This is a genomic window from Shewanella marisflavi (assembly GCF_023283925.1).
Lineage (GTDB): Bacteria > Pseudomonadota > Gammaproteobacteria > Enterobacterales > Shewanellaceae > Shewanella > Shewanella marisflavi.
Window position 1 is genome coordinate 139,798 of record NZ_JAKIKX010000005.1, and the last position, 23,785, is coordinate 163,582.

Genomic DNA, 23,785 nt, shown 5'->3' on the forward strand with positions numbered 1-23,785 from the left:
GGAAGATAAGATGAATTTGAAGATTGCTATTTATCGCTATAATCCTGAAGTAGACACTAAGCCTTACATGAAGGATTACACGCTGGAAGTGGCTGAAGGTACCGATATGATGGTATTGGATGTCCTGATGCAGCTGAAGGTTCAAGACCCAACGTTGGCGTTCCGTCGCTCATGCCGTGAAGGTGTATGTGGTAGTGATGGCGTGAACATGAATGGTAAGAATGGTCTGGCTTGTATTACGCCTATTTCTACCTTCAAAGGTAAGAAACTGGAAATACGTCCACTGCCGGGTATGCCTGTTGTGCGTGACCTGATTGTCGACCTGACTCAGTTCTACAAGCAGTATGAGAAGATCAAACCTTACCTGATCAACGATGAAAAGACGCCAGCTCGTGAGCATCTGCAATCGCCAGAAGAGCGTGCGCACTTAGATGGTCTTTATGAGTGTATCATGTGTGCGTGTTGTTCAACGGCTTGTCCATCATTCTGGTGGAACCCAGACAAGTTTGTCGGACCAAGCGGCCTGTTGCATGCTTATCGTTTCCTTATCGATAGCCGCGATACCGCGACCGAAGAGCGTTTGTCTGAGCTTGACGATGCATACAGCGTATTCCGTTGCCATGGCATCATGAACTGTGTTGATGTGTGTCCGAAAGGACTCAACCCGACGAAAGCAATTGGACACATTAAGTCCATGTTGCTGAAGCGAGCAGTATAAATGCAACACACTGAGCTAATTTTAATAATTATATAGCTCATTGAGAGTCACTTCTCCTATGTGAGAAGTGGCTCTTTTATGTAATGGAACTACACATGCCGTGAAATCTGGACTCTAGGGGCGGCAGATATTTTGCAATTGCAGTGCATTTAACTGGGATTGCATTTTCAATACTTTGGCTAAAAACACGTGTATAAAGTTTGAAAGGAATAGAAATGCACCAAGGCATCATGAAAGCCTGGCTCGATTCGTCTCACTTGAGTGGCGCGAACTCGACCTATGTAGAAGAGATGTATGAAGCCTATCAAGAGGACCCTCAGTCAGTTTCAGACGACTGGCGAGCGGTGTTTGATAACCTCCCATATGCCAACGGTGCAACAGCAGATGTACCCGAAGCTGCCCACTCTAAAGTACGTGAATATTTCCGTAGTTTGGCGTTAGAAGGCCGCCACAAGAGCGCTGCTCGTGTGACGGATCCCGAAGTCGACGCTAAACAGGTTAAAGTTCTTCAGTTGATTAACGCGCACCGTTTCCGTGGCCACCAGAATGCGAATCTGGACCCTCTCGGTATATGGAAACGCGAAACCGTCTCTGAATTGGACCCTGCCTTCCACGGCTTAACCAGCGAAGATATGGAGCGTGAATTCAATACTGGTTCATTTGCTCACGGTGGCGACACCATGAAGCTAGGTGATCTGGTGAAAGCACTGAAGACCACTTATTGTGGTGCTATCGGCGCGGAATACATGCATATCACGGATACTGATGAGAAGCGTTGGATTCAACAACGCTTGGAGCCATCATTAGGTAGCGCTAATTACGATAAAAGCACTAAAACCCGAATTCTTGAAGGCCTAAATGCCGCCGAGGGGATGGAAAAGTATCTTGGGGCCAAGTTCCCAGGTGCCAAGCGTTTCTCGCTGGAAGGTGGTGATGCGCTAGTGCCTATGATGCGTGAAATCATCTATCGCGGTGGCGAAGCGGGTACCAAAGAGATTGTCGTGGGCATGGCTCACCGTGGTCGTCTAAACCTGCTGGTTAACATCTTAGGTAAGAAGCCATCAGAACTGTTTGACGAATTTGCTGGTAAGCATAGCGATGAGCTCAATGGTTCGGGTGACGTTAAATATCACCAAGGTTTCTCATCAGATTTCGAAACGCCAGGTGGCAATGTGCATCTAGCCCTGGCCTTTAACCCCTCGCATCTTGAGATCGTTAACCCTGTGGTTATGGGCTCGGTAAGAGCACGTCTTGACCGCCGCGGCTGTAAGACTGGTCTGCAGGTCATGCCTATCACTATTCATGGCGACAGCGCGATTGCCGGTCAAGGTATTGTCCAAGAGACCTTTAACATGTCTCAAACCCGTGCTTTCAAAGTGGGTGGCAGTATCCGTATCGTGGTTAACAACCAAGTGGGCTTTACCACCAACCTGACTGAAGATACCCGCTCTACTGAGTACTGTACCGACATCGCTAAGATGGTTCAGGCGCCCATTTTCCACGTCAATGCAGATGACCCAGAAGCCGTTGCTTTTGTGGCTCAGGTTGCGGTTGATTATCGCAACGAGTTCAAGCGTGATGTGGTGATCGATCTGGTTTGTTACCGACGTCATGGCCATAACGAAGCCGATGAGCCGAGTGCGACTCAGCCGCTGATGTATGCCAAGATTAAAAAGCATCCAACACCACGTAAGATCTACGCCGATCGCCTGATCGAAGAGAAGACGCTTGGTGCAGATGAAGTGACGTCGATGATCAACGACTATCGCGATGCACTGGATAAGGGGGATTGCGTGGTGAAAGAGTGGCGTCCGATGACGCTGCACACAGTTGACTGGACGCCTTATCTGAATCGCGAATGGGATGAGGCTTATCCTGCCGAATTGCCGCTGGCGCGCCTTAAAGCCTTGGCTGAGAAGATCAGCTATGTGCCTGAGAGCCATAAGTTGCAGTCGCGCGTTGCTAAGATCTACAAAGATCGTGCGGCCATGGCAGCTGGTGACAAGCTACTGGATTGGGGTTTTGCCGAGACCTTAGCTTACGCCTCGATTTTGGACGACAACAAGCGCGTGCGCATTACGGGTCAAGACTCAGGCCGTGGTACCTTCTTCCACCGTCATGCTGTGCTACATAATCAGAATGACGCGACTGCCTATCTGCCGCTTCGTCAGCTGTCTGATATGCAAGGCCCTATCGATATTTCTGACTCGGTATTGTCTGAAGCCTCAGTATTGGCGTTCGAGTACGGCTATGCCACAGCTGAACCCGGTGGATTGACCATTTGGGAAGCCCAGTTCGGTGACTTCGCTAACTGTGCTCAGGTGGTTATCGATCAGTTCCTCTCTTCTGGTGAGCAGAAGTGGGGCCGTCTGTGTGGTTTAACCATGCTGTTGCCTCATGGCTATGAAGGGCAGGGCCCAGAGCACTCGAGTGCACGTCTGGAGCGTTTCCTGCAACTTTGTGCAAACCACAATATGCAGGTGTGTGTTCCTTCGACACCGGCTCAGGTATATCACATGCTGCGCCGTCAGGTGGTGCGTCCTATGCGTCGTCCTCTGGTGGTTATGTCACCTAAGTCACTGCTGCGTCATCCGCTGGCCGTGTCAACCATGGAAGAACTTGCCGAAGGCACGTTCCAAAATGTGATTGGTGAGATTGATGAGCTTGATAGCAGCAAGGTCGATCGCGTGGTCTTCTGTAGTGGTAAGGTTTACTTCGAATTGCTTGAAAAGCGTCGTAAAGAGAACCAGACCAACATTGCGCTGATTCGTGTAGAACAACTGTACCCGTTCCCACACGAAGATATGGCGCAGATTCTCGCCCAGTATCAGCACGTTAAAGATTTCGTTTGGTGTCAGGAAGAGCCTCAGAACCAGGGCGCTTGGTATTGCAGCCAGCACCACTTCTGGTCGGCCATTCCAGCCGGTGCCCAATTAACCTATGCAGGTCGTGAAGCCTCGGCAGCACCCGCATGTGGTTATCCGGCTCTGCACGCTCAGCAGCAAGAATCTTTAATTAATAGCGCATTAAAACTGTAGTAATAGACAATATAAAAAGGATAGCTTTCCATGAGTATCGAAATTAAGGTACCCGTACTGCCAGAATCAGTTGCTGATGCAACCATCGCCACATGGCATGTTAAAGCTGGCGAGCAAGTGTCTCGTGATCAAAACCTAGTCGATATCGAAACCGACAAGGTAGTTTTAGAAGTGGTTGCGCCTGAAGATGGTTCAATCGTTGAGTTCCTGGCTGAAGAAGGCGACACAGTGCTAGCGGAAGCCGTTATTGCTAAGTTTGTTGCTGGCGCCGTTGCTGGTCAGGAAGTTTCTAAGGAAGAGGCCGAAGCTGCAGCGCCTCAAGCGGCTGAATCTGACGAGTCTAACGATGCGCTAAGCCCATCGGTACGTCGTCTGATCGCCGAGCACAACCTAGATGCTGCCAAGATTAAAGGCACTGGTGTTGGTGGACGTATCACTAAAGAAGATGTGGAAGCCTTTATTAAGTCAGCGCCTGCGGCTAAAACCGCTGAGCCAGCGGTTGTTGCTCCGCTTGGCGAGCGCAGCCAGAAGCGTGTACCTATGACGCGCCTGCGCAAGACTATCGCTAACCGTCTGCTAGAAGCGAAAAACTCTACGGCGATGTTGACTACCTTCAACGAAGTGAACATGAAGCCTATCATGGACATTCGTAAGCAGTATCAAGATCTGTTTGAGAAGAAGCACGGTATCCGTCTTGGTTTCATGTCTTTCTATGTGAAGGCGGTAACCGAAGCGCTTAAGCGTTTCCCAGAAGTGAACGCTTCTATTGACGGTGATGATATCGTTTATCACAACTACTTCGACGTGAGCATCGCGGTATCAACGCCTCGTGGTCTGGTAACCCCAGTACTGCGTGACACTGACACCATGAGCTTGGCCGACATTGAGCGTAACGTGCGCGAATTGGCGATCAAGGGCCGTGATGGCAAGCTTACCGTTGAAGATATGACTGGCGGCAACTTCACCGTGACTAACGGCGGTGTTTTTGGCTCGCTAATGTCAACGCCTATCCTTAACCTGCCACAAAGCGCGATCTTAGGCATGCATGCCATTAAAGATCGCCCAATGGCGGTTAATGGTCAGGTAGAAATCCTACCTATGATGTACCTAGCACTCTCTTATGACCACCGTATTATCGATGGTCGTGAGTCTGTTGGCTTCTTGGTGGCCATTAAGGACTTCCTGGAAGACCCAACTCGTCTGCTATTAGACCTGTAAGACGATGTTGTTTAGATGCCTGTCGGTAACGGTAGGCATCACCCTCGCTACCGGCTCAACAGAGTCGGTTGGATTAGATTAGAAGTATACGGATAGATCATCATGAATTTGCATGAGTATCAGGCAAAAGCCCTATTTGCCGAATATGGTTTACCAGTGTCAGAAGGTTATGCTTGTGATACCCCTCAAGAGGCGGTAGAAGCGGCTGGCCATATTGGCGGAAATATGTGGGTTGTTAAGTGTCAAGTACACGCTGGCGGCCGTGGTAAAGCAGGTGGCGTAAAAGTTACCGGCGATAAAGAAGAGATCAGAGCATTTGCCGAGCATTGGTTAGGTAAGAACCTAGTAACGTATCAGACTGACGAAAAAGGTCAGCCAGTTGCTAAGATCTTAGTCGAAAGCTGCACTGATATCGCAAACGAGCTGTACCTAGGTGCCGTTGTTGACCGTGCGACACGTCGCGTTGTTTTCATGGCGTCTACCGAAGGCGGCGTTGAGATTGAAACAGTTGCTGAAGAGACTCCAGAGCTGATCCACAAAGCGATTATCGATCCTTTGACAGGTCCTCAGCCTTACCAGGCACGTGATCTTGGCTTCAAGCTGGGTCTAAACCCAACGCAAATGAAGCAGTTCACCAAAGTGTTCATGGGTCTGGCGACTATGTTCAACGACCACGATTTTGCATTGCTTGAGATTAACCCTCTGGTTATCACTGAAGAAGGCAACATCCATTGCTTGGATGGCAAGATCGGTATCGATGGAAACGCACTGTTCCGTCAACCAAAGATCCGCGACATGCACGATCCATCACAAGATGACGCTCGTGAAGCACACGCGGCCAAGTTCGAGCTGAACTATGTTGCCCTAGACGGTAACGTAGGTTGCATGGTAAACGGTGCCGGCCTAGCAATGGGTACTATGGACATCGTTAATCTGCACGGCGGCAAGCCAGCTAACTTCCTTGATGTGGGCGGCGGCGCGACTAAAGAGCGTGTAGCCGAAGCATTCAAGATCATCTTGTCTGACGCTAACGTTAAAGCGGTTCTTGTCAACATCTTCGGTGGTATCGTACGTTGTGACATGATCGCCGAAGGTATCATTGGCGCCGTTAAAGAAGTAGGTGTTGAAGTGCCAGTGGTTGTACGTCTAGAAGGTACTAACGCAGATCTCGGTCGCGAAGTACTGGCTAACTCTGGTCTTGACATTATTGCAGCCGAGTCGCTAACCGATGCTGCTGTTAAAGTTGTTGCTGCTGCGGAGGGCAAATAATGTCTGTATTAATTAATAAAGATACCAAGGTTATCTGTCAGGGTTTCACTGGCGGTCAAGGTACTTTCCACTCTGAGCAAGCTATCGCGTATGGCACGCAAATGGTTGGCGGTGTTTCACCAGGTAAGGGTGGTCAGGTTCACCTGGGTCTGCCTGTTTTCAATACAGTAAAAGATGCTGTAGCTGAAACGGGTGCGACTGCAACTGTAATCTATGTACCTGCGCCTTTCTGTAAAGACGCTATCCTAGAAGCTATCGACGGTGGTATCGAGCTAATAGTTTGTATTACTGAAGGTATTCCTACTCTGGATATGCTGGAAGTTAAGGTTAAGCTGGAAGAGACTGGCGTACGTATGATCGGTCCAAACTGCCCAGGTGTTATCACTCCAGGCGAATGTAAGATCGGTATCATGCCAGGTCACATCCATAAGCCAGGTAAAGTGGGTATCGTGTCTCGCTCTGGTACGCTGACCTATGAAGCCGTTAAGCAAACTACCGATGAAGGTTTCGGCCAATCAACTTGTGTTGGTATCGGTGGCGACCCAATCCCAGGTACTAACTTCATCGACGTATTGGAAATGTTCCAAAACGATCCGCTGACCGAAGCTATCGTGATGATTGGCGAGATCGGTGGTACTGCTGAAGAAGAAGCGGCAGAATATATCAAGGCTAACGTGACTAAGCCTGTAGTGTCTTACATTGCGGGTGTGACTGCACCTGCGGGTAAGCGTATGGGTCATGCTGGCGCGATCATCGCTGGCGGTAAAGGTACGGCTGAAGACAAGTTTGCAGCGCTAGAAGCGGCAGGCGTGACTACAGTTCGTTCACTTGCCGACATCGGTAGTGCACTGCGTGCTAAGACTGGCTGGTAATTCGCTAAGTCATTAAGCATTTGATAAAAAAGGCGCCTTAGGGCGCCTTTTTTTACGACAGCTTTAGATAACTTTTATGACCGCCTATGGTCACTAGGGGTTTCCCTGCGTTCATTTTCATTACGGTGAGATAGGCCAAATTCGGCAGGGGTGAGGATATAGGTGTCTTCGCAATAGAAATCTTCGGCGCTACACTGTTGCCACCAAGATGCCCAGGCCGTGCCTTGCAGTTTGTTCTCTATGATGGCGTTATGGGTCAGGGGCGCTACCAGGCTACCGGTAGAGATGAGCAGGCCATAAGGTGAACGGCGTTTAATCATTCTCGGCTTTAACTTGTCGGGATTATCCAGTCCCATGCTGCCTACCAGTTCATAGAAGGCTTTTAAGGTGTTTTGGTGGAAGTTCTTCACCCGTTCACTCTTCTTCTTTACATCCAGGGCCTTGGATCGCGCAGGATCTTGAGTAGCGATACCCGTTGGGCACATGTTGGTGTTACAGCTTCGCGATTGAATACAGCCCAGCGACAGCATCATGGTACGGGCGGCATTGACCAGATCGGCGCCCATGGCAATCTTGGTCAGTAGATCGAAACTTGAGGCCGTCTTACCCGCAGCGATCAGGGTGATCTTATGCCTCAGTCCCACGCCAACCATGGCATTATTGGCAAAGTAGACCCCTTCGAGACATGTCATGCCTAAACGATTGCTGAACTCCACTGGTGCCGCCCCTGTGCCGCCTTCGGCGCCATCTATGGTGATAAAATCGGGTGTGATATTGGTTTTTAGCATCGCTTTACAGATGGCGAGAAACTCCGCCGGATTGCCGATACAGAGCTTAAAGCCCACTGGCTTACCGCCGCTTAACTCTCGCAGGCGATTGAGGAAGTTGAGCAGAGCAATGGGCGTGGTGCACTCAGGGTTGACCGCCGGGGAGACACAATCCTTATCCATGGATATATGCCGAATACGGGCGATCTCCGGGGTGATTTTGGCCTTTGGTAACAGGCCTCCTTTACCCGGCTTAGCGCCTTGGCTGAGCTTTATCTCTATCATCTTGACCTGGGGGTGTTTGGCCATCTTCTCGAAAGTGTCGGGATTGAAATTGCCCTCATCGTCGCGACAGCCAAATAGCCCAGAACCTATCTGCCACACTAAATCGCCTCCATGTTTGAGGTGGTAGGGACTGACACCGCCTTCCCCCGTATTGTGGTAACAGCCTGCCTTTTTGGCGCCCAGGTTAAGGGCCTCAATGGCATTGGCGCTGAGGGATCCAAAACTCATGGCGGAGATATTGAAGTAGGAGGCGTCGTAGGGCTTAGTGCAGTCAGGGCCGCCAATGCGCACCCGTTTGGCCTGTTCGTCGATCTGTTTAGGTGACAGTGAATGCCACAGGCTCAAATAATTTTCTTCTAATAGGTCGCGCTGGGTGCCGAAGGCGATAGTATCGCGTACATTTTTGGCTCTTTGGTAGACCAGGGATCGTTGCTCGCGATTGAATGGGGCTTCTTCTGTGTCGCCGGCGATAAAATATTGCTGTATCTCCACTCGGTAAGATTCAAGGAAATAACGTAGATAGGCGACCACTGGGTAGAGGCGGTTGAGTGTATGAGAGCTAAACAGCAGATCATAGGCGCCGATTAGGGTGTAGAGCAGGGTAAAGCCGAGGAGAAACGCGGCGCCAGTGCCGCCAAACTTGAGGTAGTAATAGAGTCCGGCCCCATTACCTAGGGTGGCGATAAGCCAAAAGACCTTTTGCATAATAGTCATAACGCATTCCAGTATTGCAGACACTTATCCTTAGCTGTCTATTGAACGCCATTGCAATTGTTTTAGCAATTGTTCACGTTGAGACTTATGTTATTTTTACTTATTTTAAGCGAGGTTAGTGTAAAGCTATGCCCGCTTAAGCTTGGATGAATACTTCCTAATCTACCGTGTTATGGGTATATTGAAACGCTAGATGGGGAAATGAAAGGAGCGGGTGGTGATCATCGCAGAAACAGAAAGGCTGATTTTACGCCAATTTGAGGCACAGGATGTGGAGAGTCTCTACTTGCTAAATAGCATTCCTGAGGTATTAACCTATATCCCTGGTGCGCCAATGACCTGTCGCTCGCAGGCTCAGGATATTTTTGAAAACGTGTTGCTTAAAAACTACCGCGAACGTGGCTATGGTCGCTGGGCGGTTGAACACAAGGTCGATAACAAGGTGATAGGTTTTTGTGGCCCAACCTATATCAAAGAGTTTGATGAGGTTGAGTTAGGTTACCGCTATCTGCCTGAATATTGGGGCAAAGGGATCGCTTCGGAGGCGGGACAAGCAGCGTTATCACGATTTAAAGCTCATGGTATAGATGAGGCCATTGCATTGATTTTGCTTGCGAATAAAGGCTCAGAAAGAGTAGCGCGCAAGCTGGGCATGATCGAGCGCGAACACAGTAAATTTATGGGCCACAAGGTGAAAGTGTTTCATAAGGTATTGTAAATCAGCGTGACTAAACCTTAGGTGTCACCTTAAACAAAAAAACCAGCATAATGCTGGTTTTTCTTTATGGGTGATTTAGCACCGAATTATTCGTCGCCGTGGTCGCACTCGTCGTTGGTGCATACGCCATAGAGATACAAACTATGATTGGTCAGCTTGATGTTGTGCTTCATCGCAATCTCGTCTTGGCGTCGCTCAATCATTTCATCAGAAAACTCGATCACTTTACCGCATGAGAGACATACCAGGTGATCATGATGGTGGGTAGAGGACAGCTCAAACACTGCCTTGCCGCTTTCAAAGTGATGACGGGTAACAATACCTGCATCATCGAATTGGTTTAATACACGGTAAACCGTAGCCAGACCTATTTCTTCGCCAATATCGAGCAGTTTTTTATATAGTTCTTCTGCACTGATATGCTGGTTTTCGGGCTCCTGCATCAGCTCGAGGATCTTGACTCGTGGTAAGGTGACCTTTAATCCCGCTTTTTTTAGCGCTTGATTTCCATCTGTCATTATTAATCTCTGGATTGAAGAACCATTAGCATTGCCAATAGTGGTTCAGTAGTTGATGTTGAGAACCATTATAGGGGGTGAAATTGAAAACTTAAACCTTTGATCTTGCATATTGTTCGCATCGGCAGAAATTTGTTCTAAATTGGCCCTACCTGTGGGATTTAGGCTGAATTTAAGGCGTACTTTTTGTAATGTTATTGAGACTAATGCCTAATAGTCTTACACAGAAGTATCTGGCAGGATGAGATTCTGGCCTGAGTGTGCCTTGGTGGTGAACTGGGCCCCAGTATAATGATAACGAGAAGGAAGCGGGATGTATCGGCAGATTGTAGTGTTAACCGGGGCAGGGATCTCGGCAGAGTCCGGTTTGAGAACCTTTAGGGATCAAGATGGACTTTGGGAAGAGCATAAAATTGAAGATGTCGCCACGCCAGAAGGCTATGCGCGCGACCCTGAAATGGTTGAGCGTTTCTATAATGAACGTTGGCAACAGCTCCATAATGGCGAGATAGAGCCTAACGACGCGCACAAAGCACTTGCAAGGTTGGAGCAGGAGTTCGACGGCCAGCTGTTGGTGGTCACACAAAATATCGATGATCTTCACGAGCGTGCCGGTTCTCGTCGCCTGCTGCATATGCATGGTGAACTGACCAAGGGACGCTGCCCGCGTTCTCACCAGACCTTTTTGTTGACCGATCACTTTGGCGTTAATCATACCTGTACCTGCTGTATTCCTGCCCAGCGCCTGCGCCCCCATGTGGTTTGGTTTGGTGAGATGCCCATAGGGTTAGACCGTATTCAGCATGCGTTAGATACCTGTGATCTCTTCATTGCCATCGGCACCTCCGGCACGGTTTATCCTGCGGCAGGCTTTGTCGATACTGCTAACCATCATGGTGCCCAAACAGTGGAAGTGAATCTAATGCCAGCGGATCGCCATAGTCAGTTCCAGTATCACCTACAAGGCAAGGCCAGCAAGATAGTACCGCAGCTGGTTGAGCAGATCCTTGCTGGTGATGTGATTAGCGATCAGCCCTTCAGCCAGGCCGCTAAAGGGTGAGCTCAGGGGTGAGCCACCCAGAGGATGAGCCGCAAGCGGCACCGGCCGCTCACAGCAGACTCGCGATTATCATGCGCGGCCTGCCGGGTAGCGGAAAGAGTTACTGGGTGGAGCAATTTATTGCAGGGAAAAGTGACGGCGAGGCGATTCGCCGTAGAGGCTACTTTTCAACTGACAGTTATTTTGTCAAAGAGGGTGAGTATCGTTTCGACGCCAGTCGACTCGCCCAGTACCATCAGTTTAATCTCACTGCATTTATTCAAGCCCTATCAAGGGGCGAAGGCATAGTGATTTGCGATAACACCAACATGGCTCATTGGGAGTTTATGGCCTATGAGGCTGCCGCCAAGGCGATGGGCTATCAGGTGCGCATCGTGCTCATAGGCAATCCTGCTGAACTGGCTCATCAGCGTCTGTGTGCAGAGCGCAATCAACATGGCTTAGGGCTCAAACAGATCCAGGCGATGGCGCGTCAGTTCGAGCAGTTATAAGCAGCGCAGCCCATTTATATCGATATGGGGGAGGAAGGAGATGTTTGCGGTGATCTTTAAGGCCAAGGTGGCCCACTTGGATGCCAGATACAGTGAGATGGCAGCTCAAATGCGGCAATTAGCGATGGAGAAATACCACTGCCAGGACTTTATTGCTGTGACCGAAGGGGAGCTGGAGATCACCATCTCCTATTGGCGCAGCGAAGCCGATATTCTGGCCTGGAAACAAGATAGCGAACATAGAGTTGCTCAGCAGCTAGGCAGGCAAGCTTGGTACAAGAGTTACCAGGTCGAAATAGTCGAGATAAAGCGTCAGTATCAGGGGTAGCGATTGAGTGTTTCAAGGTTAGCTTAATGTGTCGTTATAACCGAGCCGTGGCAAAGGTCAAAAGCAAGCTTTAAAGGATATAAACCGAGTATTTTGTCTGGAATGGCAAACGCCCACAAGGAGGAGCAAGGTGTCATTAGTACTTATGAGTGATCTAGATTGCATGGCGTCGCTGGCGGCTATCGCCGAGGTGCTCTGTGAAGGCGATAGCTTGGGTTATTTGGCCTCAGGCCATGAGGTGGAGCAAAGTTACTATAAGGCGACGCAGGAGCAATATTCCCGTTTAGGCTTGAGGCTTGAGCATTATCTGGATCTTGAGCAAGGCTTTTCTTCGGCGGGGTTGGATAGGTTACTGAATTACAGAGCGATTCATCTCGCCGGTGGTGATACCTTTGGCTTTTTAGCGCAAGTGCATGCCCGCGGACTGATGACGGAGTTTTCTGACTATTGTCACCGAGGTGGGATCTTAATTGGCATGAGCGCTGGCGCTATGCTGATGACCCCGACGATTGCCTGTGCTCCCTTGTGCGGTGATGTTAATCACCAGGCGCTTAGCGATTTGAGTGGTCTGGGCTTGCTCCCCTATCAATTTTTACCCCATTGCGATCTCAGTGACGGCGGAGTGGCAATGAGCGTCAGGGCCGCGTGTCAACTCGAGGCATCGAGTTTGGCTGAGTATCCCCTCATACTCTGTAGCGATGAGGATGCCGTTTTGCTCACCAAGGCTGGGCTGCGCGGTTTTGGTCAACCACTACTTTTCGATGGCGTGGGCTTGATGGCGCTCTCTCTGTAGGGCTAACGTTTCGCTTAAGAGTCCCCACAGCTAAACAAGGCAAGCTCTGTTCACCATGGCGCTTAATAGTTCAACGACACCTGGTTGAGCGGGTATTTGTGCCGTTTCTTGCTGGCCACAAGGGCCGTCTCATCAGTGTCAGCTCCGCACCAGAGGCTCATCTTTTGCCAATGGTGAAAGGTTGACCCTAGGGGTAAGATACTCGTCCCACTATTCGCTGCTAGCATCTGATATTCCCAGACTAAACCAACTCGCAATGGATCGAACTGCGACATTATTTTTTGCTGTTTTTGCCCCCGTAAATAGTGACTCATTTTCCTGATGAATAAGCCTAGATTGAACTGGAACAATGTAAAGCATTGTTTAAAATCGGTTTTTGGCGTTGTTGTTATATTTTTCCGTTGTGTTCGTTTTTGATGACGCGTCGTCGAAGTGCAGCATCTTGTGCCTACGCTGTAAATGCAGCCTGACAAAACATTAGACTAAAGTTAGTGAAATTCGACCAGTTAATGCTTGCTTTACGTTCGCGTAAACGTCACAGTGATATTATTTGAACATGATCACGCTTTCACCATGAAGCCGTGTGACATGAGCGCATAAGTACCTTGAATGGAGCGGAAGATGAGTACAGAGCAAACTAACCAAGAAATCGTGATTGTTGCGGCGAAACGCACCCCTATGGGTGGATTCCAAGGATCCCTTTCCAGCGTGCCGTCACCGACACTCGCCGCCACGGCGATTAAGGGACTCATGGACGCTGCAGGCGTTCAGGGCGACGATGTTAACGAAGTCTTGATGGGCTGCGTATTGCCAGCGGGTCTCGGCCAGGCGCCAGCGCGTCAGGCGACCTTAGGTGCCGATCTCCCTCTGTCAGTGGGCGCGACCACAGTCAACAAGGTGTGTGGTTCAGGCATGAAGACTGTCATGATGGCTCATGATCTGATTAAAGCCGGTAGTGCCGAGGTGGTTATTGCCGGTGGTATGGAAAGCATGAGTCAGGCACCTTACCTGTTAGATAAGGCGCGCGGCGGCATGCGCATGGGCCATGGCAAGGTGCTGGATCATATGTTCCTCGATGGTCTTGAAGATGCCTACACGGGCGGCGCCATGGGTACTTTTGCCCAGAAGACCGCCGATGATTTCGGTATCACCCGCGAGGCAATGGATAACTTTGCCCTAAGCTCGCTGCAAAAAGCCAATGCCGCCATCGAATCTGGTGCCTTTAAGGCTGAGATAGTGCCGGTTACCGTGGCCAGCCGTAAAGGCGATATCGTTGTTGATACTGACGAGCAGCCTGGCAACGCCAGACCCGAGAAGATCCCAACCCTGCGTCCAGCTTTCGCGAAAGAGGGTACCATCACGGCGGCCAACTCAAGCTCCATTTCTGATGGCGCCGCGGTATTGATCCTGATGAGCGCAGACGAGGCGAGCAAGCGCGGTTTAGAAGTGCTGGCCACCATCAAGGGCCATACGACGCATTCACAAGAGCCTTCAATGTTTACCACAGCGCCAGTGGGCGCGATGAACAAGCTGCTGGATAAGGTTAACTGGTCGAAAGACGATGTGGATCTGTTTGAGATCAACGAAGCCTTTGCCATGGTGACCATGCTGGCCATCTCTGAGCTGAGCCTTGACGAGGCTAAGGTCAACGTCAATGGCGGCGCCTGCGCCCTGGGTCATCCTATCGGTTGCTCAGGTGCCCGCGTACTGGTCACTCTTATTCATGCCCTGAAGGCCAGAGGCCTTAAGCGCGGTGTGGCATCACTGTGTATCGGTGGTGGTGAAGCGACCGCTATGGCTATCGAAGTGTAACTCCCTTTTTTGGGCTCGCGTCAGCGAGCCTATGCATTCACCCATGATTATGTGAGTTTTTTGCTGTCACTTACATAGCAGATCATCAGGTAGCGGCATTTGTCCATGCCTGTTAGACGTATTTAGGAAAGCGATATGACAACTCAAGTAAAACATTACATCGACGGTCAGTTTATTTTAGGTAGCGGCCAGCAACAGATCTCTGTCACTAACCCGGCGAATAACGAGGTGATTGCCACGATCAACGCCGCCACGGTAGAAGAAGTTGAAACCGCGATCGCCAGCGCCAAGCAAGCCTTTGCCACCTGGAAAGAGGTGCCTGTGTCTGAGCGCGCCCGCGTGATGTTCCGCTACCAGCACCTGCTGAAAGCGCATCATGACGAGATCGCGACAATCCTGGCCCAGGAAACCGGTAAGACCTTCGAAGATGCCAAGGGCGACGTATGGCGCGGTATCGAAGTGGCAGAACATGCCTGCAATATCGCTAGCCTTATCATGGGTGAAACCGTTGAAAACGTGGCCCGCAGCATAGACACCTATAGTTACACTCAGCCGCTGGGCGTGTGCGCTGGTATTACGCCGTTTAACTTCCCGGCAATGATCCCACTGTGGATGTTCCCACTGGCAATAGCCTGTGGTAACACCTTCGTGCTTAAGCCATCTGAGCAAGATCCTTTGACGCCCCAGCGTCTGGTTGAGCTGTTCGAAGAAGCTGGCGCGCCTAAGGGCGTACTGCAACTGGTACACGGTGACAAGACAGCGGTAGACGTGCTGCTTAGTCATCAGGATATCAAGGCGATCTCTTTCGTTGGCTCTGTAGGCGTGGGTCAGTACATCTATAAGACAGGTACCGACAACCTCAAGCGCGTTCAGGCCTTTGCCGGTGCTAAGAATCACTGCGTTATCATGCCAGATGCCAACAAGCAGCAGGTGATCAACAACTTAGTAGGCGCCTCTGTGGGCGCGGCCGGTCAGCGCTGTATGGCCCTGTCGGTAGCGGTATTTGTCGGCGAAGCCAAGAAGTGGATCCCTGAGCTGCGTGACGCTATCGCCAAGGTCAGACCGGGCGTATGGGACGACAAAGATGCGGCCTATGGCCCTGTTATCAGCCCTGCCGCCAAGGAGCGCGTGCTAAAGCTTATCGCCCAGGGTAAGGAAGAGGGCGCCGAGTGTCTGCTGGACGGTAGCGATTTTACCGTCGAAGGTTATGAAAACGGTAACTGGGTTGGCCCAACCATGTTTACCAATGTGACCACAGACATGAGCATCTACAAGGAAGAGATCTTCGGCCCAGTATTGTGCTGCATGGAAGTGGAGTCGCTGGAAGAGGCGATCGAGCTGGTCAACAACAGCCCATATGGTAACGGTACCTCTATCTTCACCGCTTGTGGCGCCGCTGCTCGTAAGTATCAGCACAACATTGAAGTGGGTCAGGTAGGGATCAACGTGCCTATTCCTGTGCCACTGCCATTCTTCTCGTTTACCGGTTGGAAAGGCAGCTTCTACGGCGATCAGCACGCCTACGGTAAGCAGGCGGTTCGTTTCTACACAGAGACTAAGACAATCACCGCTCGCTGGTTTGAGACAGATATCGTCGAGGCGGAGCACCATGCGCCTAACATGACGATTGCTCTGAAATAAGCGGCAATAAGAGACCTTGCAAGGTAAAAGCGATAAGGCCGGGGCCGAATCGCTTTTATCATTACTAGCCTTCAACAAGTTAAGCGCCGCCATAAATAAGCCGAATCATAGATTCAAGGCAAATACAAAGGCGCGAAAGGAGAGATCAGATGGATTTTAATCTGAATGAAGACCAACGTCAGTTCGCCGAACTGGCTACCCAATTTGCCCAGGAAGAGCTGGCACCTTTTGCCGCCAAGTGGGATGAAGAACATCATTTTCCTAAAGACGTGATTCAAAAAGCCGGTGAGCTGGGTTTCTGCTCACTCTACTCGCCCGAGTCGGAAGGGGGCATGGGTCTGTCTCGTCTGGATTCTTCCATTATTTTCGAGCAGCTCGCCATGGGCTGTACCGCGACTACCGCCATGCTGACCATTCACAACATGGCCACCTGGATGGTCACCAGCTTTGGCTCTCAGACACTGCGCGATGAATGGTCTGAGGCGTTAACGACTGGCAGTAAGCTAGCCTCATACTGTTTGACCGAGGCGGGGGCGGGCAGCGACGCGGCCTCACTCAAGACTAAGGCCGTGCGCGAAGGCGATGAATATGTGATCTCTGGCGCCAAGATGTTTATCTCGGGCGCAGGCTCTACCGAATTGTTAGTGGTGATGTGCCGCACTGGTGAAGCTGGTCCTAAGGGGATCTCGGCGATTGCCATTCCGGCCGATGCCGAAGGGATCACTTACGGTAAGGCGGAAGATAAGATGGGCTGGAATGCCCAGCCGACCCGCGAGATCACCTTTGACAAGGTGCGTGTGCCCGTGACTAACCTATTGGGTGAAGAGGGCCAGGGCTTTACCTTCGCCATGAAGGGCCTCGACGGTGGTCGTATCAACATCGCTACCTGTTCAGTCGGTACTGCTCAAGCAGCCCTTGAGCGCGCCCAGCAATATATGAACGAGCGTCAGCAGTTTGGTAAGCCGATTGCCGCCTTCCAGGCGTTGCAATTTAAGCTAGCCGACATGGCGACCGAATTGGTGGCTGCCCGTCAGATGGTGCGCCTGGCTGCCTTTAAACTCGATAGTGGCGATCCAGAGGCCACAGCCTACTGCGCCATGGCCAAACGCTTCGCCACCGACGTGGGCTTTAACGTGTGTGATAGCGCGCTGCAGCTGCACGGCGGTTACGGTTACATCCGCGAATATCCGCTGGAGCGTCACTTCCGCGACGTACGCGTACACCAGATCCTAGAGGGCACCAATGAGATCATGCGTCTTATCATTGCCCGTCGTTTGCTCGACGAAAATGCCAGCCAAATCTTATAGTCAGGGAGAAGAGAGATGACAGCGATAGTTGAACAGATCATCGGCCATACCGCCGTACTGACCATGAACAATCCACCGGCCAATACCTGGACGGCAGACAGCCTGGCGCTGCTTAAGCAGAAGGTGACCGAGCTCAACGCAAACAAGGAGATCTACGCTCTGGTACTGACTGGTGAAGGCGAGAAGTTTTTCAGCGCCGGCGCCGATCTCAAGTTATTTGCCGACGGCGACAAGGGTAATGCGGCCACTATGGCGAAACATTTTGGTGAGGCGTTTGAGGCGTTAAGCGCATTTCGTGGCGTCTCTATCGCTGCCATCAACGGCTATGCTATGGGTGGTGGTTTAGAGGTTGCCTTGGCCTGTGATATCCGCATTGCCGAGGCGCAATCGGTGTTAGCTCTGCCAGAAGCCACCGTTGGCCTGCTGCCCTGTGCGGGCGGCACCCAAAACCTGACCGCCCTGGTGGGTGAGGGTTGGGCCAAGCGTATGATCCTGTGCGGTGAGCGTGTTAATGCCGACAAGGCGCTAAGTATCGGTCTTATCGAAGAGGTGGTCGAGAAGGGACAAGCCTTAGCTACTGCCATGGCGCTAGCCGAGAAGGTGGCGAACCAGAGCCCAAGTAGTGTGACCGTGTGTAAGCAGCTTATTCAGTCTGGCCGCACCATGCCGCGCACCCAGGCGTTGCCGCTTGAGCGTGAGCTGTTTGTGGGTCTGTTTGATACCGAAGATCAGGCAGAAGGGGTTAACGCCTTCCTTGAGAAGCGCAAAGCAAACTGGAAAAACCGCTAATGACTGAGCAGACAAATTGTGTGGTCTTTCAGACCTTAGGCACCCTATCCGGCAAAAGGGTTGGGGTTGCTACCCTCAACATGGAGAAGGCGCTCAACGCACTCAACATGGATATGGTGCAAGCGCTGACCGCTCAGTTAACCGACTGGGCCGATGATGATGCCATTGCCATGGTGGTGCTGGACGGCGCTGGCGAGAAAGCCTTCTGCGCCGGTGGTGATGTGCGCGCCCTCTATCAGGCGGCACGAGAGCAGCCCGGTGAGATCCCTGAGGTGACTCAGGAGTTCTTTACCCGAGAATATTTCCTCGATCATCTGCTGCATACCTTCGACAAGCCGGTATTGGTGTGGGGCGATGGCATCGTTATGGGTGGCGGTCTCGGGCTGATGGCTGGCGCCAGCCATCGAATAGTGACCGAGCGTTCACGCATCGCCATGCCAGAGGTGACCATAGGCCTCTATCCTGATGTAGGTGGCAGCTACTTCCTCAACCGAATGCCGGGCCATATGGGCCGTTTCTTAGGGATGACCGCCTATAACATGGATGGCGCCGATGCCTTCTATGTGGGCCTAGGTAATCACTTCCTTAACTCAAATGACAAGCAGCCACTGTTTGACGCGCTTTCCAGCGTCGACTGGGAAAGCGATGTTTGTGCTAATCATGGCAAATTAAACGCGCTACTCGAGGCGATGTCGAGCCGCTGCGAACAACCTATGGGCGCGAGTGTCCTCGAGCAACATCAAGCCGAGATCGATGCCCTAATGGAGGGTGAGCTGGCTGATATCATGACCAAGGTAAAGGCGGTGGAAGACGGTGAGCCTTGGCTGGCGCGCGCCCTAAGCACCATGCTGGCAGGTAGTCCTTTGAGTCTGCATCTGGTGTATCAGCAGTCGCTACTTGGCACCGAGTTGAGTCTGAGTCAGGTCTTCCAGTTGGAACTGGGACTGAGCTGTAACTGCTGCTCAATCGGTGATTTTGCTGAAGGGGTGAGGGCACTGCTTATCGATAAGGACCGTCAGCCACAGTGGCTGTATGAGACTGTCGAGGCCGTGCCACAAGAGATGGTTAAATCACTAATGACCTCGCCATGGGATCCACAAAACGATCCACTGCGCACCTTAGGCCAATAATTTTTCAGGCAAAGCCTGAAGAAAAGGAGCAAAACATGAATACAGTTGCATTTATCGGATTAGGTAATATGGGTGGCCCAATGGCGGTCAACCTGGTGAAGGCCGGTTATACGGTTAAAGCCTTCGATCTCTCTCAGGCGGCACTTAGCCATGTGGTCGAGCAAGGTGCAATGTCGGCGCCGAGTGCTTGCGCGGCAGCGGCTGCGGCCGATGTAGTGATCACCATGTTGCCTGCGGGTAAGCATGTGCGCAGTCTCTATCTGGGAGATGAGCAGAATAAAGGCATCATAGATGTGGTGGCCCAAGGCACCTTGTTGATCGATTGTTCAACCATAGACGCCGAGAGCGCACGTTTTGTTGCCGAGCAGGCCAAAGCTAAGGATCTCGAGTTTATCGACGCGCCAGTATCGGGCGGCACCGCAGGTGCAGCGGCGGGCACGCTGACCTTTATCTGTGGCGGCAGCGATACCGCCTTTGAGCAGGCTCAGGGTGTGCTAAACGCCATGGGTGCTAATATTTTCCATGCCGGTGGCCCAGGTGCCGGTCAGGTCGCCAAGATCTGCAACAACATGCTACTGTCTGTACTCATGGTAGGTACTAGCGAATCTATTCAGATGGGGATAGACCATGGATTGGATCCTAAGGTCCTTTCTGAGATCATGAAAGTCAGTAGTGGTGGTAATTGGACGCTAGATAAATATAATCCTTGTCCAGATGTGATGGAAAACGTGCCATCATCAAATGGTTACCAGGGTGGATTCATGGTTGATCTTATGGTGAAAGACTTAGGTCTGTCCCAAGAGGCAGCCTTGCTCTCTAACTCGAGTACCCCTATGGGGGCGCTGGCTCGTAGCCTGTATGTCAATCATGCCCGTCAGGGTAATGGTAAGCGTGATTTCTCCAGTATTTTTGAGCAGTTTAATAAGAAAGGGTAAGTTGATGGATTTAAAAGATAAGGTTGTTGTCATCACAGGTGGTGCCGGTGGTCTAGGTTTTGCGATGGCACAAGAACTTGCCGCTGCGGGTGCCAAATTGGCACTTATCGATGTGGATCAGGAGAAGCTTGAACGCGCCTGCGCCGATATCGGCGATACCACTGAGGTTCAAGGTTACGCTTTCGACATTACCGATGAAGAAGATGTGATGGCCGGTTTCGGTTACATCCTAGAAGACTTTGGCCAGGTCAATGTGTTGGTCAACAACGCAGGCATCTTACTCGATGGCATGTTGGTCAAAGCCAAAGAGGGCAAGGTGACAGATCGCATGTCACTGGCGCAGTTCCAGGCGGTGATCAATGTTAACCTGACAGGCTCTTTCCTTTGCGGACGTGAAGCGGCGGCAGCCATGATCGAATCTAAGCAGCAAGGGGTGATCGTCAACATCTCTAGCTTGGCAAAAGCGGGTAATATCGGTCAGACCAACTACGCCGCTTCTAAGGCTGGCGTTGCAGCTATGTCTGTGGGTTGGGCCAAAGAACTGGCACGCTACAATATCCGCAGCGCGGCGGTGGCGCCAGGTGTTATCGAAACTGAGATGACGGCGGCCATGAAGCCAGAAGCGCTAGAGCGTTTGGAGAAGATGGTGCCGGTTGGACGTTTAGGCCAGGCAAGCGAAATCGCCTCTACCGTCAAGTTTATCATCGAAAACGACTATGTTAATGGTCGCGTATTTGAGATCGACGGTGGTATTCGTATCTAACACTTGGCGAAGTGATAGGTAAAAGCGGGCTCTGTGCCCGTTTTTTTATGGTGACGTCTATCCCTAATCATTGTGTGAAAGTGCAATGTGCGAAGGCGCACCACTTGATGTAATCTAATACCAATCACGGTAAGTAAGTGATCAGACATCGCGCGGGAAAAACGTTCGAGAACAAAGCAGGATTTTTCGATAAGTAGTTATTCTACAATCAAAAATAGGAATGCCCTTATCGGACGTGTTAACAAGCCGAAATGATCAGTTATTCACTAGGATTGGTATAACCTTATGAGTAAGAAAAGAAAGATGATATGGTTTGAACAAGCGACCAAGACGCTGATGTTGATTGTAGGCGTACTTGGGGTGGTGGTGATCTATACTGGTTTCTTCTTTCTGCTGGTGACGCAGTCATCGGCCAACGTCTTACCCTGGTATATCCTGATCTCCCCCTGGCTCTGCATCTATTTTGGCCTAAGCGCCGAGAAGCAGAAACTCACCCTCATATGGTTGCGACGTAAAATATTCTTTTGGCGAAAGTTTTAGTGAAGTGATGCTATGGCGAGGCGGTTAAAAAACCTGACTTGGGTGCTTGTGTGGCTTGCCGTGGCTGCCATGCTCTTGATACGCCTTTTTCAGGTCCCCGTCCCTGAGCCTTTGCGCGACGAGCGCAGCGGACGCCTCATCGCAGATTACGGCAGCTGGCACTCAGTGCTGTCAGCCAAGGCGGTATATGCTCCCTCCGATAGCTTCGGGGTACTTATGCCCATCGAAGATGGTGTTTATTTTACTCAGGTTGATGCAAATCTCGGCGGCAAGGTCGGGGTCAACAAACTCGGCTTATCCGGTGATTTAGTCAATATTATCCCTTCAGAGTTTGATGTCAAAAGCCGTGTCCATGAATATGGCGGCGCGCCTATTCTGGCCATTGGCAGCAGCCTGTTTGCGGTAAAACGCGATGATCAACGGCTGTATCGTATCGCGCCAAATCAGCAGCCTGTTGTCATTACGCCCGCCAATACCCGACATGCCGATTGTGTCTCTTACTCTAAGGGGTCTCGGCTTATCTGTGTACGGGAAGATCATCGCGTGTCAGGTGCGCCTAAGGCGAGCTTGGTAGCGCTTAACCTCAACTTTGAAAATGAGGGAGAAACTTTGGTCAGCGGCAGCGACTTTTACAGCTCGCCGCGAGTATCGCCAGATGGTACCCAATTGGCCTGGATAAGTTGGCAACAGCCCAATATGCCCTGGGATAACACAGAGCTTTGGGTGGCGGACCTCGATCCTGACCTGGGGATTGTACGTCCGAGACGATTGTTAAGTCAGATGCAGGGGGCAATTACCCAGCCGTTATACAGCCCCAGCGGCGAGCTGTATGTGATCGCCGATTTTACAAATTGGTGGAATATCTATCGTATCAAACCTGATGGCTCGCCAGAGGCTGTATTGGAACAAGCGGCCGAGTTTGCTAGCCCTGACTGGCAACTGGGTAATCATAGCTATGCTTTTGAAACCGATGATCAACTCATCGCCAGTGTGCAGCATGAGGGCAAGACCCATCTTTTGCGTATCTATACCCAGCTTAGGATAACCGAGTCTATCGCCGCCGAGTTCGCCGAGGTGAAACAACTGGTTAAGGGGCCTGATAGTGTTTATTTCGTCGGCAGCAAGATAACGCCAGAGAAGGGGATCTATCGTATTCGTGGGCGCGGGGTGGAGCTGGCGTATGCCCCGAAACTCTGCATAATGGATCCACGATATGTCTCACGCGCAGAGCCGATTAAATTTACATCCGATATCAGCGGCCTGCCTGTTTATGGTTATTTTTATGGCCCGATGAATCCTGAATATATCGCGCCGGATGATCAACGCCCACCGCTCATCATCATGCTCCATGGTGGTCCCACCTGGCGTGCCAGTTTAAGCTTTCGCCGAGATATTCAGTTTTGGACCAGCCGTGGCTTTGCGGTGCTTGATGTGAATTATCGTGGCAGCTCAGGCTTTGGCCGAGCCTATCGTCAGAGTCTTTATGGTTTGTGGGGCCGCGCGGAGGTAGAAGATGCTATCGAGGCAGCCAACTACGTAATGAGTCGTGGCTGGGTCGACCCTGATAAGGTGGCGATCCGCGGCATGAGCGCCGGCGGGTTTAGCGTGCTTTCGGCGCTGGCGTTCTATAACACCTTTAAGGCGGGCGTGGTCTATTCGGGAATGAGCGATCTGATGGCTCTGGACAGGGAGACCCATAAGTTCGAGCAGGGATACTTGCATCATTTAGTGGGAGAGCTTAAGCCCAATTCCCCTCTCTACCGTGAGCGTTCGCCCCTCTATCATCTGGATGACTTGAAAGAGCCATTATTGCTTGTGCAAGGCGCAAATGATCCTGTGGTGCCGGCGCAGCAATCGAATGTTATCTATGCCGCCCTTAAACGCCGGGGTGTGCCCGTGGCATACCTGCTGTTTGATGATGAAGGGCATGGGGTGAAAAAGCCGCGCAATCGTGTTGCCGCGTTAAATGCCGAGCTCTCCTTCTATGGTCAGGTGTTTGGCTTTAGCCCGGCTGACAGTCAGGCTGATCAGCGCTCGCTGTTACTGATCGATAATGGTGAGGCCTTACGTCACTAAATT

The 23,785-nt window shown here is 51.2% G+C and carries 21 protein-coding genes; 19 read left to right on the plus strand and 2 right to left on the minus strand.

The genetic code is table 11. The features are described 5' to 3' along the window. The first annotated feature begins 10 nt into the window (after positions 1–10). From L2712_RS12005 to sucD, 5 genes are all read left to right on the plus strand, one after another. Complete coding sequence (locus tag L2712_RS12005) at positions 11–718, plus strand: succinate dehydrogenase iron-sulfur subunit (protein ID WP_033539615.1); 708 nt, start codon at positions 11–13, stop codon at positions 716–718. A gap of 215 nt (positions 719–933) precedes the next feature. Next, positions 934–3,756, plus strand: coding sequence for a 2-oxoglutarate dehydrogenase E1 component (gene sucA, locus L2712_RS12010; protein ID WP_088904829.1), 2,823 nt, complete (start codon positions 934–936; stop codon positions 3,754–3,756). Positions 3,757–3,786: 30 nt separating this feature from the next. Continuing rightward, positions 3,787–4,974: a 2-oxoglutarate dehydrogenase complex dihydrolipoyllysine-residue succinyltransferase gene (gene odhB / locus L2712_RS12015; protein WP_033539617.1), complete on the plus strand. Its 1,188-nt coding sequence runs from the start codon at positions 3,787–3,789 to the stop codon at positions 4,972–4,974. A gap of 102 nt (positions 4,975–5,076) precedes the next feature. After that, positions 5,077–6,243 (plus strand): ADP-forming succinate--CoA ligase subunit beta, encoded by a 1,167-nt coding sequence (gene sucC / locus L2712_RS12020; protein ID WP_033539618.1) that lies wholly within the window; start codon positions 5,077–5,079, stop codon positions 6,241–6,243. Then, positions 6,243–7,115 (plus strand): succinate--CoA ligase subunit alpha, encoded by an 873-nt coding sequence (gene sucD, locus L2712_RS12025; protein WP_033539619.1) that lies wholly within the window; start codon positions 6,243–6,245, stop codon positions 7,113–7,115. The genes sucC and sucD overlap by 1 nt, the downstream gene beginning before the upstream one ends. A gap of 74 nt (positions 7,116–7,189) precedes the next feature. Here the strand turns inward: sucD and L2712_RS12030 are convergent, their stop codons facing one another. Beyond that, the gene (locus tag L2712_RS12030; protein WP_248977910.1) at positions 7,190–8,881 is read right to left on the minus strand and encodes an FMN-binding glutamate synthase family protein; all 1,692 of its coding nucleotides are present in this window, start codon (positions 8,879–8,881) and stop codon (positions 7,190–7,192) included. A gap of 217 nt (positions 8,882–9,098) precedes the next feature. Between L2712_RS12030 and L2712_RS12035 the strand changes: the two genes are divergently transcribed. Next, positions 9,099–9,599: a GNAT family N-acetyltransferase gene (locus L2712_RS12035; protein WP_248977911.1), complete on the plus strand. Its 501-nt coding sequence runs from the start codon at positions 9,099–9,101 to the stop codon at positions 9,597–9,599. An 86-nt stretch (positions 9,600–9,685) separates the two neighbouring features. Here L2712_RS12035 and fur read toward each other — a convergent pair whose 3' ends face one another. Next, positions 9,686–10,117 carry a ferric iron uptake transcriptional regulator gene (fur, locus tag L2712_RS12040; RefSeq protein WP_033539621.1) on the minus strand — a complete coding sequence of 144 codons (432 nt, stop codon included), beginning with the start codon at positions 10,115–10,117 and terminating at the stop codon, positions 9,686–9,688. Positions 10,118–10,430: 313 nt separating this feature from the next. On the opposite strand from fur, the gene cobB reads away from it, so the two are divergent. From cobB to L2712_RS12105, 13 genes are all read left to right on the plus strand, one after another. After that, on the plus strand, positions 10,431–11,177 hold the full coding sequence (gene cobB, locus L2712_RS12045; protein ID WP_033539622.1) for a Sir2 family NAD+-dependent deacetylase: 747 nt from the start codon (positions 10,431–10,433) through the stop codon (positions 11,175–11,177). A 71-nt stretch (positions 11,178–11,248) separates the two neighbouring features. Continuing rightward, positions 11,249–11,668: an ATP-binding protein gene (locus tag L2712_RS12050; protein ID WP_248977996.1), complete on the plus strand. Its 420-nt coding sequence runs from the start codon at positions 11,249–11,251 to the stop codon at positions 11,666–11,668. Between the two features lie 40 nt (positions 11,669–11,708). Beyond that, a complete protein-coding gene (locus tag L2712_RS12055) occupies positions 11,709–11,996 on the plus strand; it encodes an antibiotic biosynthesis monooxygenase family protein (RefSeq protein ID WP_248977912.1) in 288 nt (95 codons plus the stop codon). A 130-nt stretch (positions 11,997–12,126) separates the two neighbouring features. Then, positions 12,127–12,789, plus strand: a complete 663-nt coding sequence (locus L2712_RS12060) for a Type 1 glutamine amidotransferase-like domain-containing protein (RefSeq protein WP_248977913.1) — start codon at positions 12,127–12,129, stop codon at positions 12,787–12,789. 621 nt (positions 12,790–13,410) lie between these two features. Next, positions 13,411–14,601: a thiolase family protein gene (locus tag L2712_RS12065; protein WP_248977914.1), complete on the plus strand. Its 1,191-nt coding sequence runs from the start codon at positions 13,411–13,413 to the stop codon at positions 14,599–14,601. Between the two features lie 135 nt (positions 14,602–14,736). Then, positions 14,737–16,242, plus strand: coding sequence for a CoA-acylating methylmalonate-semialdehyde dehydrogenase (locus L2712_RS12070; protein WP_088904824.1), 1,506 nt, complete (start codon positions 14,737–14,739; stop codon positions 16,240–16,242). A 149-nt stretch (positions 16,243–16,391) separates the two neighbouring features. Continuing rightward, positions 16,392–17,549, plus strand: a complete 1,158-nt coding sequence (locus L2712_RS12075; protein WP_248977915.1) for an acyl-CoA dehydrogenase family protein — start codon at positions 16,392–16,394, stop codon at positions 17,547–17,549. Positions 17,550–17,564: 15 nt separating this feature from the next. Continuing rightward, positions 17,565–18,338, plus strand: coding sequence for an enoyl-CoA hydratase (locus L2712_RS12080; protein ID WP_033539628.1), 774 nt, complete (start codon positions 17,565–17,567; stop codon positions 18,336–18,338). After that, on the plus strand, positions 18,338–19,468 hold the full coding sequence (locus L2712_RS12085; protein ID WP_248977916.1) for an enoyl-CoA hydratase/isomerase family protein: 1,131 nt from the start codon (positions 18,338–18,340) through the stop codon (positions 19,466–19,468). Before L2712_RS12080 ends, L2712_RS12085 begins: the two co-directional genes overlap by 1 nt. Positions 19,469–19,503: 35 nt before the next feature. Next, positions 19,504–20,403, plus strand: a complete 900-nt coding sequence (mmsB, locus tag L2712_RS12090; RefSeq protein WP_033539630.1) for a 3-hydroxyisobutyrate dehydrogenase — start codon at positions 19,504–19,506, stop codon at positions 20,401–20,403. Between the two features lie 4 nt (positions 20,404–20,407). Continuing rightward, on the plus strand, positions 20,408–21,166 hold the full coding sequence (locus L2712_RS12095) for an SDR family oxidoreductase (protein ID WP_248977917.1): 759 nt from the start codon (positions 20,408–20,410) through the stop codon (positions 21,164–21,166). Positions 21,167–21,451: 285 nt separating this feature from the next. Next, positions 21,452–21,706 (plus strand): hypothetical protein, encoded by a 255-nt coding sequence (locus L2712_RS12100; RefSeq protein ID WP_033539632.1) that lies wholly within the window; start codon positions 21,452–21,454, stop codon positions 21,704–21,706. A 12-nt stretch (positions 21,707–21,718) separates the two neighbouring features. Continuing rightward, complete coding sequence (locus L2712_RS12105; RefSeq protein WP_248977918.1) at positions 21,719–23,782, plus strand: S9 family peptidase; 2,064 nt, start codon at positions 21,719–21,721, stop codon at positions 23,780–23,782. Positions 23,783–23,785: the final 3 nt, after the last annotated feature.

What these genes read in the sequence shown, in the direction of transcription:
- L2712_RS12005 (WP_033539615.1), top strand. Translation starts at nt 11, where the DNA reads ATGAATTTGAAGATTGCTATTTATCGCTATAATCCTGAAGTAGACACT.
- sucA (WP_088904829.1), top strand. Translation starts at nt 934, where the DNA reads ATGCACCAAGGCATCATGAAAGCCTGGCTCGATTCGTCTCACTTGAGT.
- odhB (WP_033539617.1), top strand. Translation starts at nt 3,787, where the DNA reads ATGAGTATCGAAATTAAGGTACCCGTACTGCCAGAATCAGTTGCTGAT.
- sucC (WP_033539618.1), top strand. Translation starts at nt 5,077, where the DNA reads ATGAATTTGCATGAGTATCAGGCAAAAGCCCTATTTGCCGAATATGGT.
- sucD (WP_033539619.1), top strand. Translation starts at nt 6,243, where the DNA reads ATGTCTGTATTAATTAATAAAGATACCAAGGTTATCTGTCAGGGTTTC.
- L2712_RS12030 (WP_248977910.1), bottom strand. Translation starts at nt 8,881, where the DNA reads ATGACTATTATGCAAAAGGTCTTTTGGCTTATCGCCACCCTAGGTAAT.
- fur (WP_033539621.1), bottom strand. Translation starts at nt 10,117, where the DNA reads ATGACAGATGGAAATCAAGCGCTAAAAAAAGCGGGATTAAAGGTCACC.
- cobB (WP_033539622.1), top strand. Translation starts at nt 10,431, where the DNA reads ATGTATCGGCAGATTGTAGTGTTAACCGGGGCAGGGATCTCGGCAGAG.
- L2712_RS12050 (WP_248977996.1), top strand. Translation starts at nt 11,249, where the DNA reads ATGCGCGGCCTGCCGGGTAGCGGAAAGAGTTACTGGGTGGAGCAATTT.
- L2712_RS12055 (WP_248977912.1), top strand. Translation starts at nt 11,709, where the DNA reads ATGTTTGCGGTGATCTTTAAGGCCAAGGTGGCCCACTTGGATGCCAGA.
- L2712_RS12065 (WP_248977914.1), top strand. Translation starts at nt 13,411, where the DNA reads ATGAGTACAGAGCAAACTAACCAAGAAATCGTGATTGTTGCGGCGAAA.
- L2712_RS12070 (WP_088904824.1), top strand. Translation starts at nt 14,737, where the DNA reads ATGACAACTCAAGTAAAACATTACATCGACGGTCAGTTTATTTTAGGT.
- L2712_RS12075 (WP_248977915.1), top strand. Translation starts at nt 16,392, where the DNA reads ATGGATTTTAATCTGAATGAAGACCAACGTCAGTTCGCCGAACTGGCT.
- L2712_RS12080 (WP_033539628.1), top strand. Translation starts at nt 17,565, where the DNA reads ATGACAGCGATAGTTGAACAGATCATCGGCCATACCGCCGTACTGACC.
- L2712_RS12085 (WP_248977916.1), top strand. Translation starts at nt 18,338, where the DNA reads ATGACTGAGCAGACAAATTGTGTGGTCTTTCAGACCTTAGGCACCCTA.
- mmsB (WP_033539630.1), top strand. Translation starts at nt 19,504, where the DNA reads ATGAATACAGTTGCATTTATCGGATTAGGTAATATGGGTGGCCCAATG.
- L2712_RS12095 (WP_248977917.1), top strand. Translation starts at nt 20,408, where the DNA reads ATGGATTTAAAAGATAAGGTTGTTGTCATCACAGGTGGTGCCGGTGGT.
- L2712_RS12100 (WP_033539632.1), top strand. Translation starts at nt 21,452, where the DNA reads ATGAGTAAGAAAAGAAAGATGATATGGTTTGAACAAGCGACCAAGACG.
- L2712_RS12105 (WP_248977918.1), top strand. Translation starts at nt 21,719, where the DNA reads ATGGCGAGGCGGTTAAAAAACCTGACTTGGGTGCTTGTGTGGCTTGCC.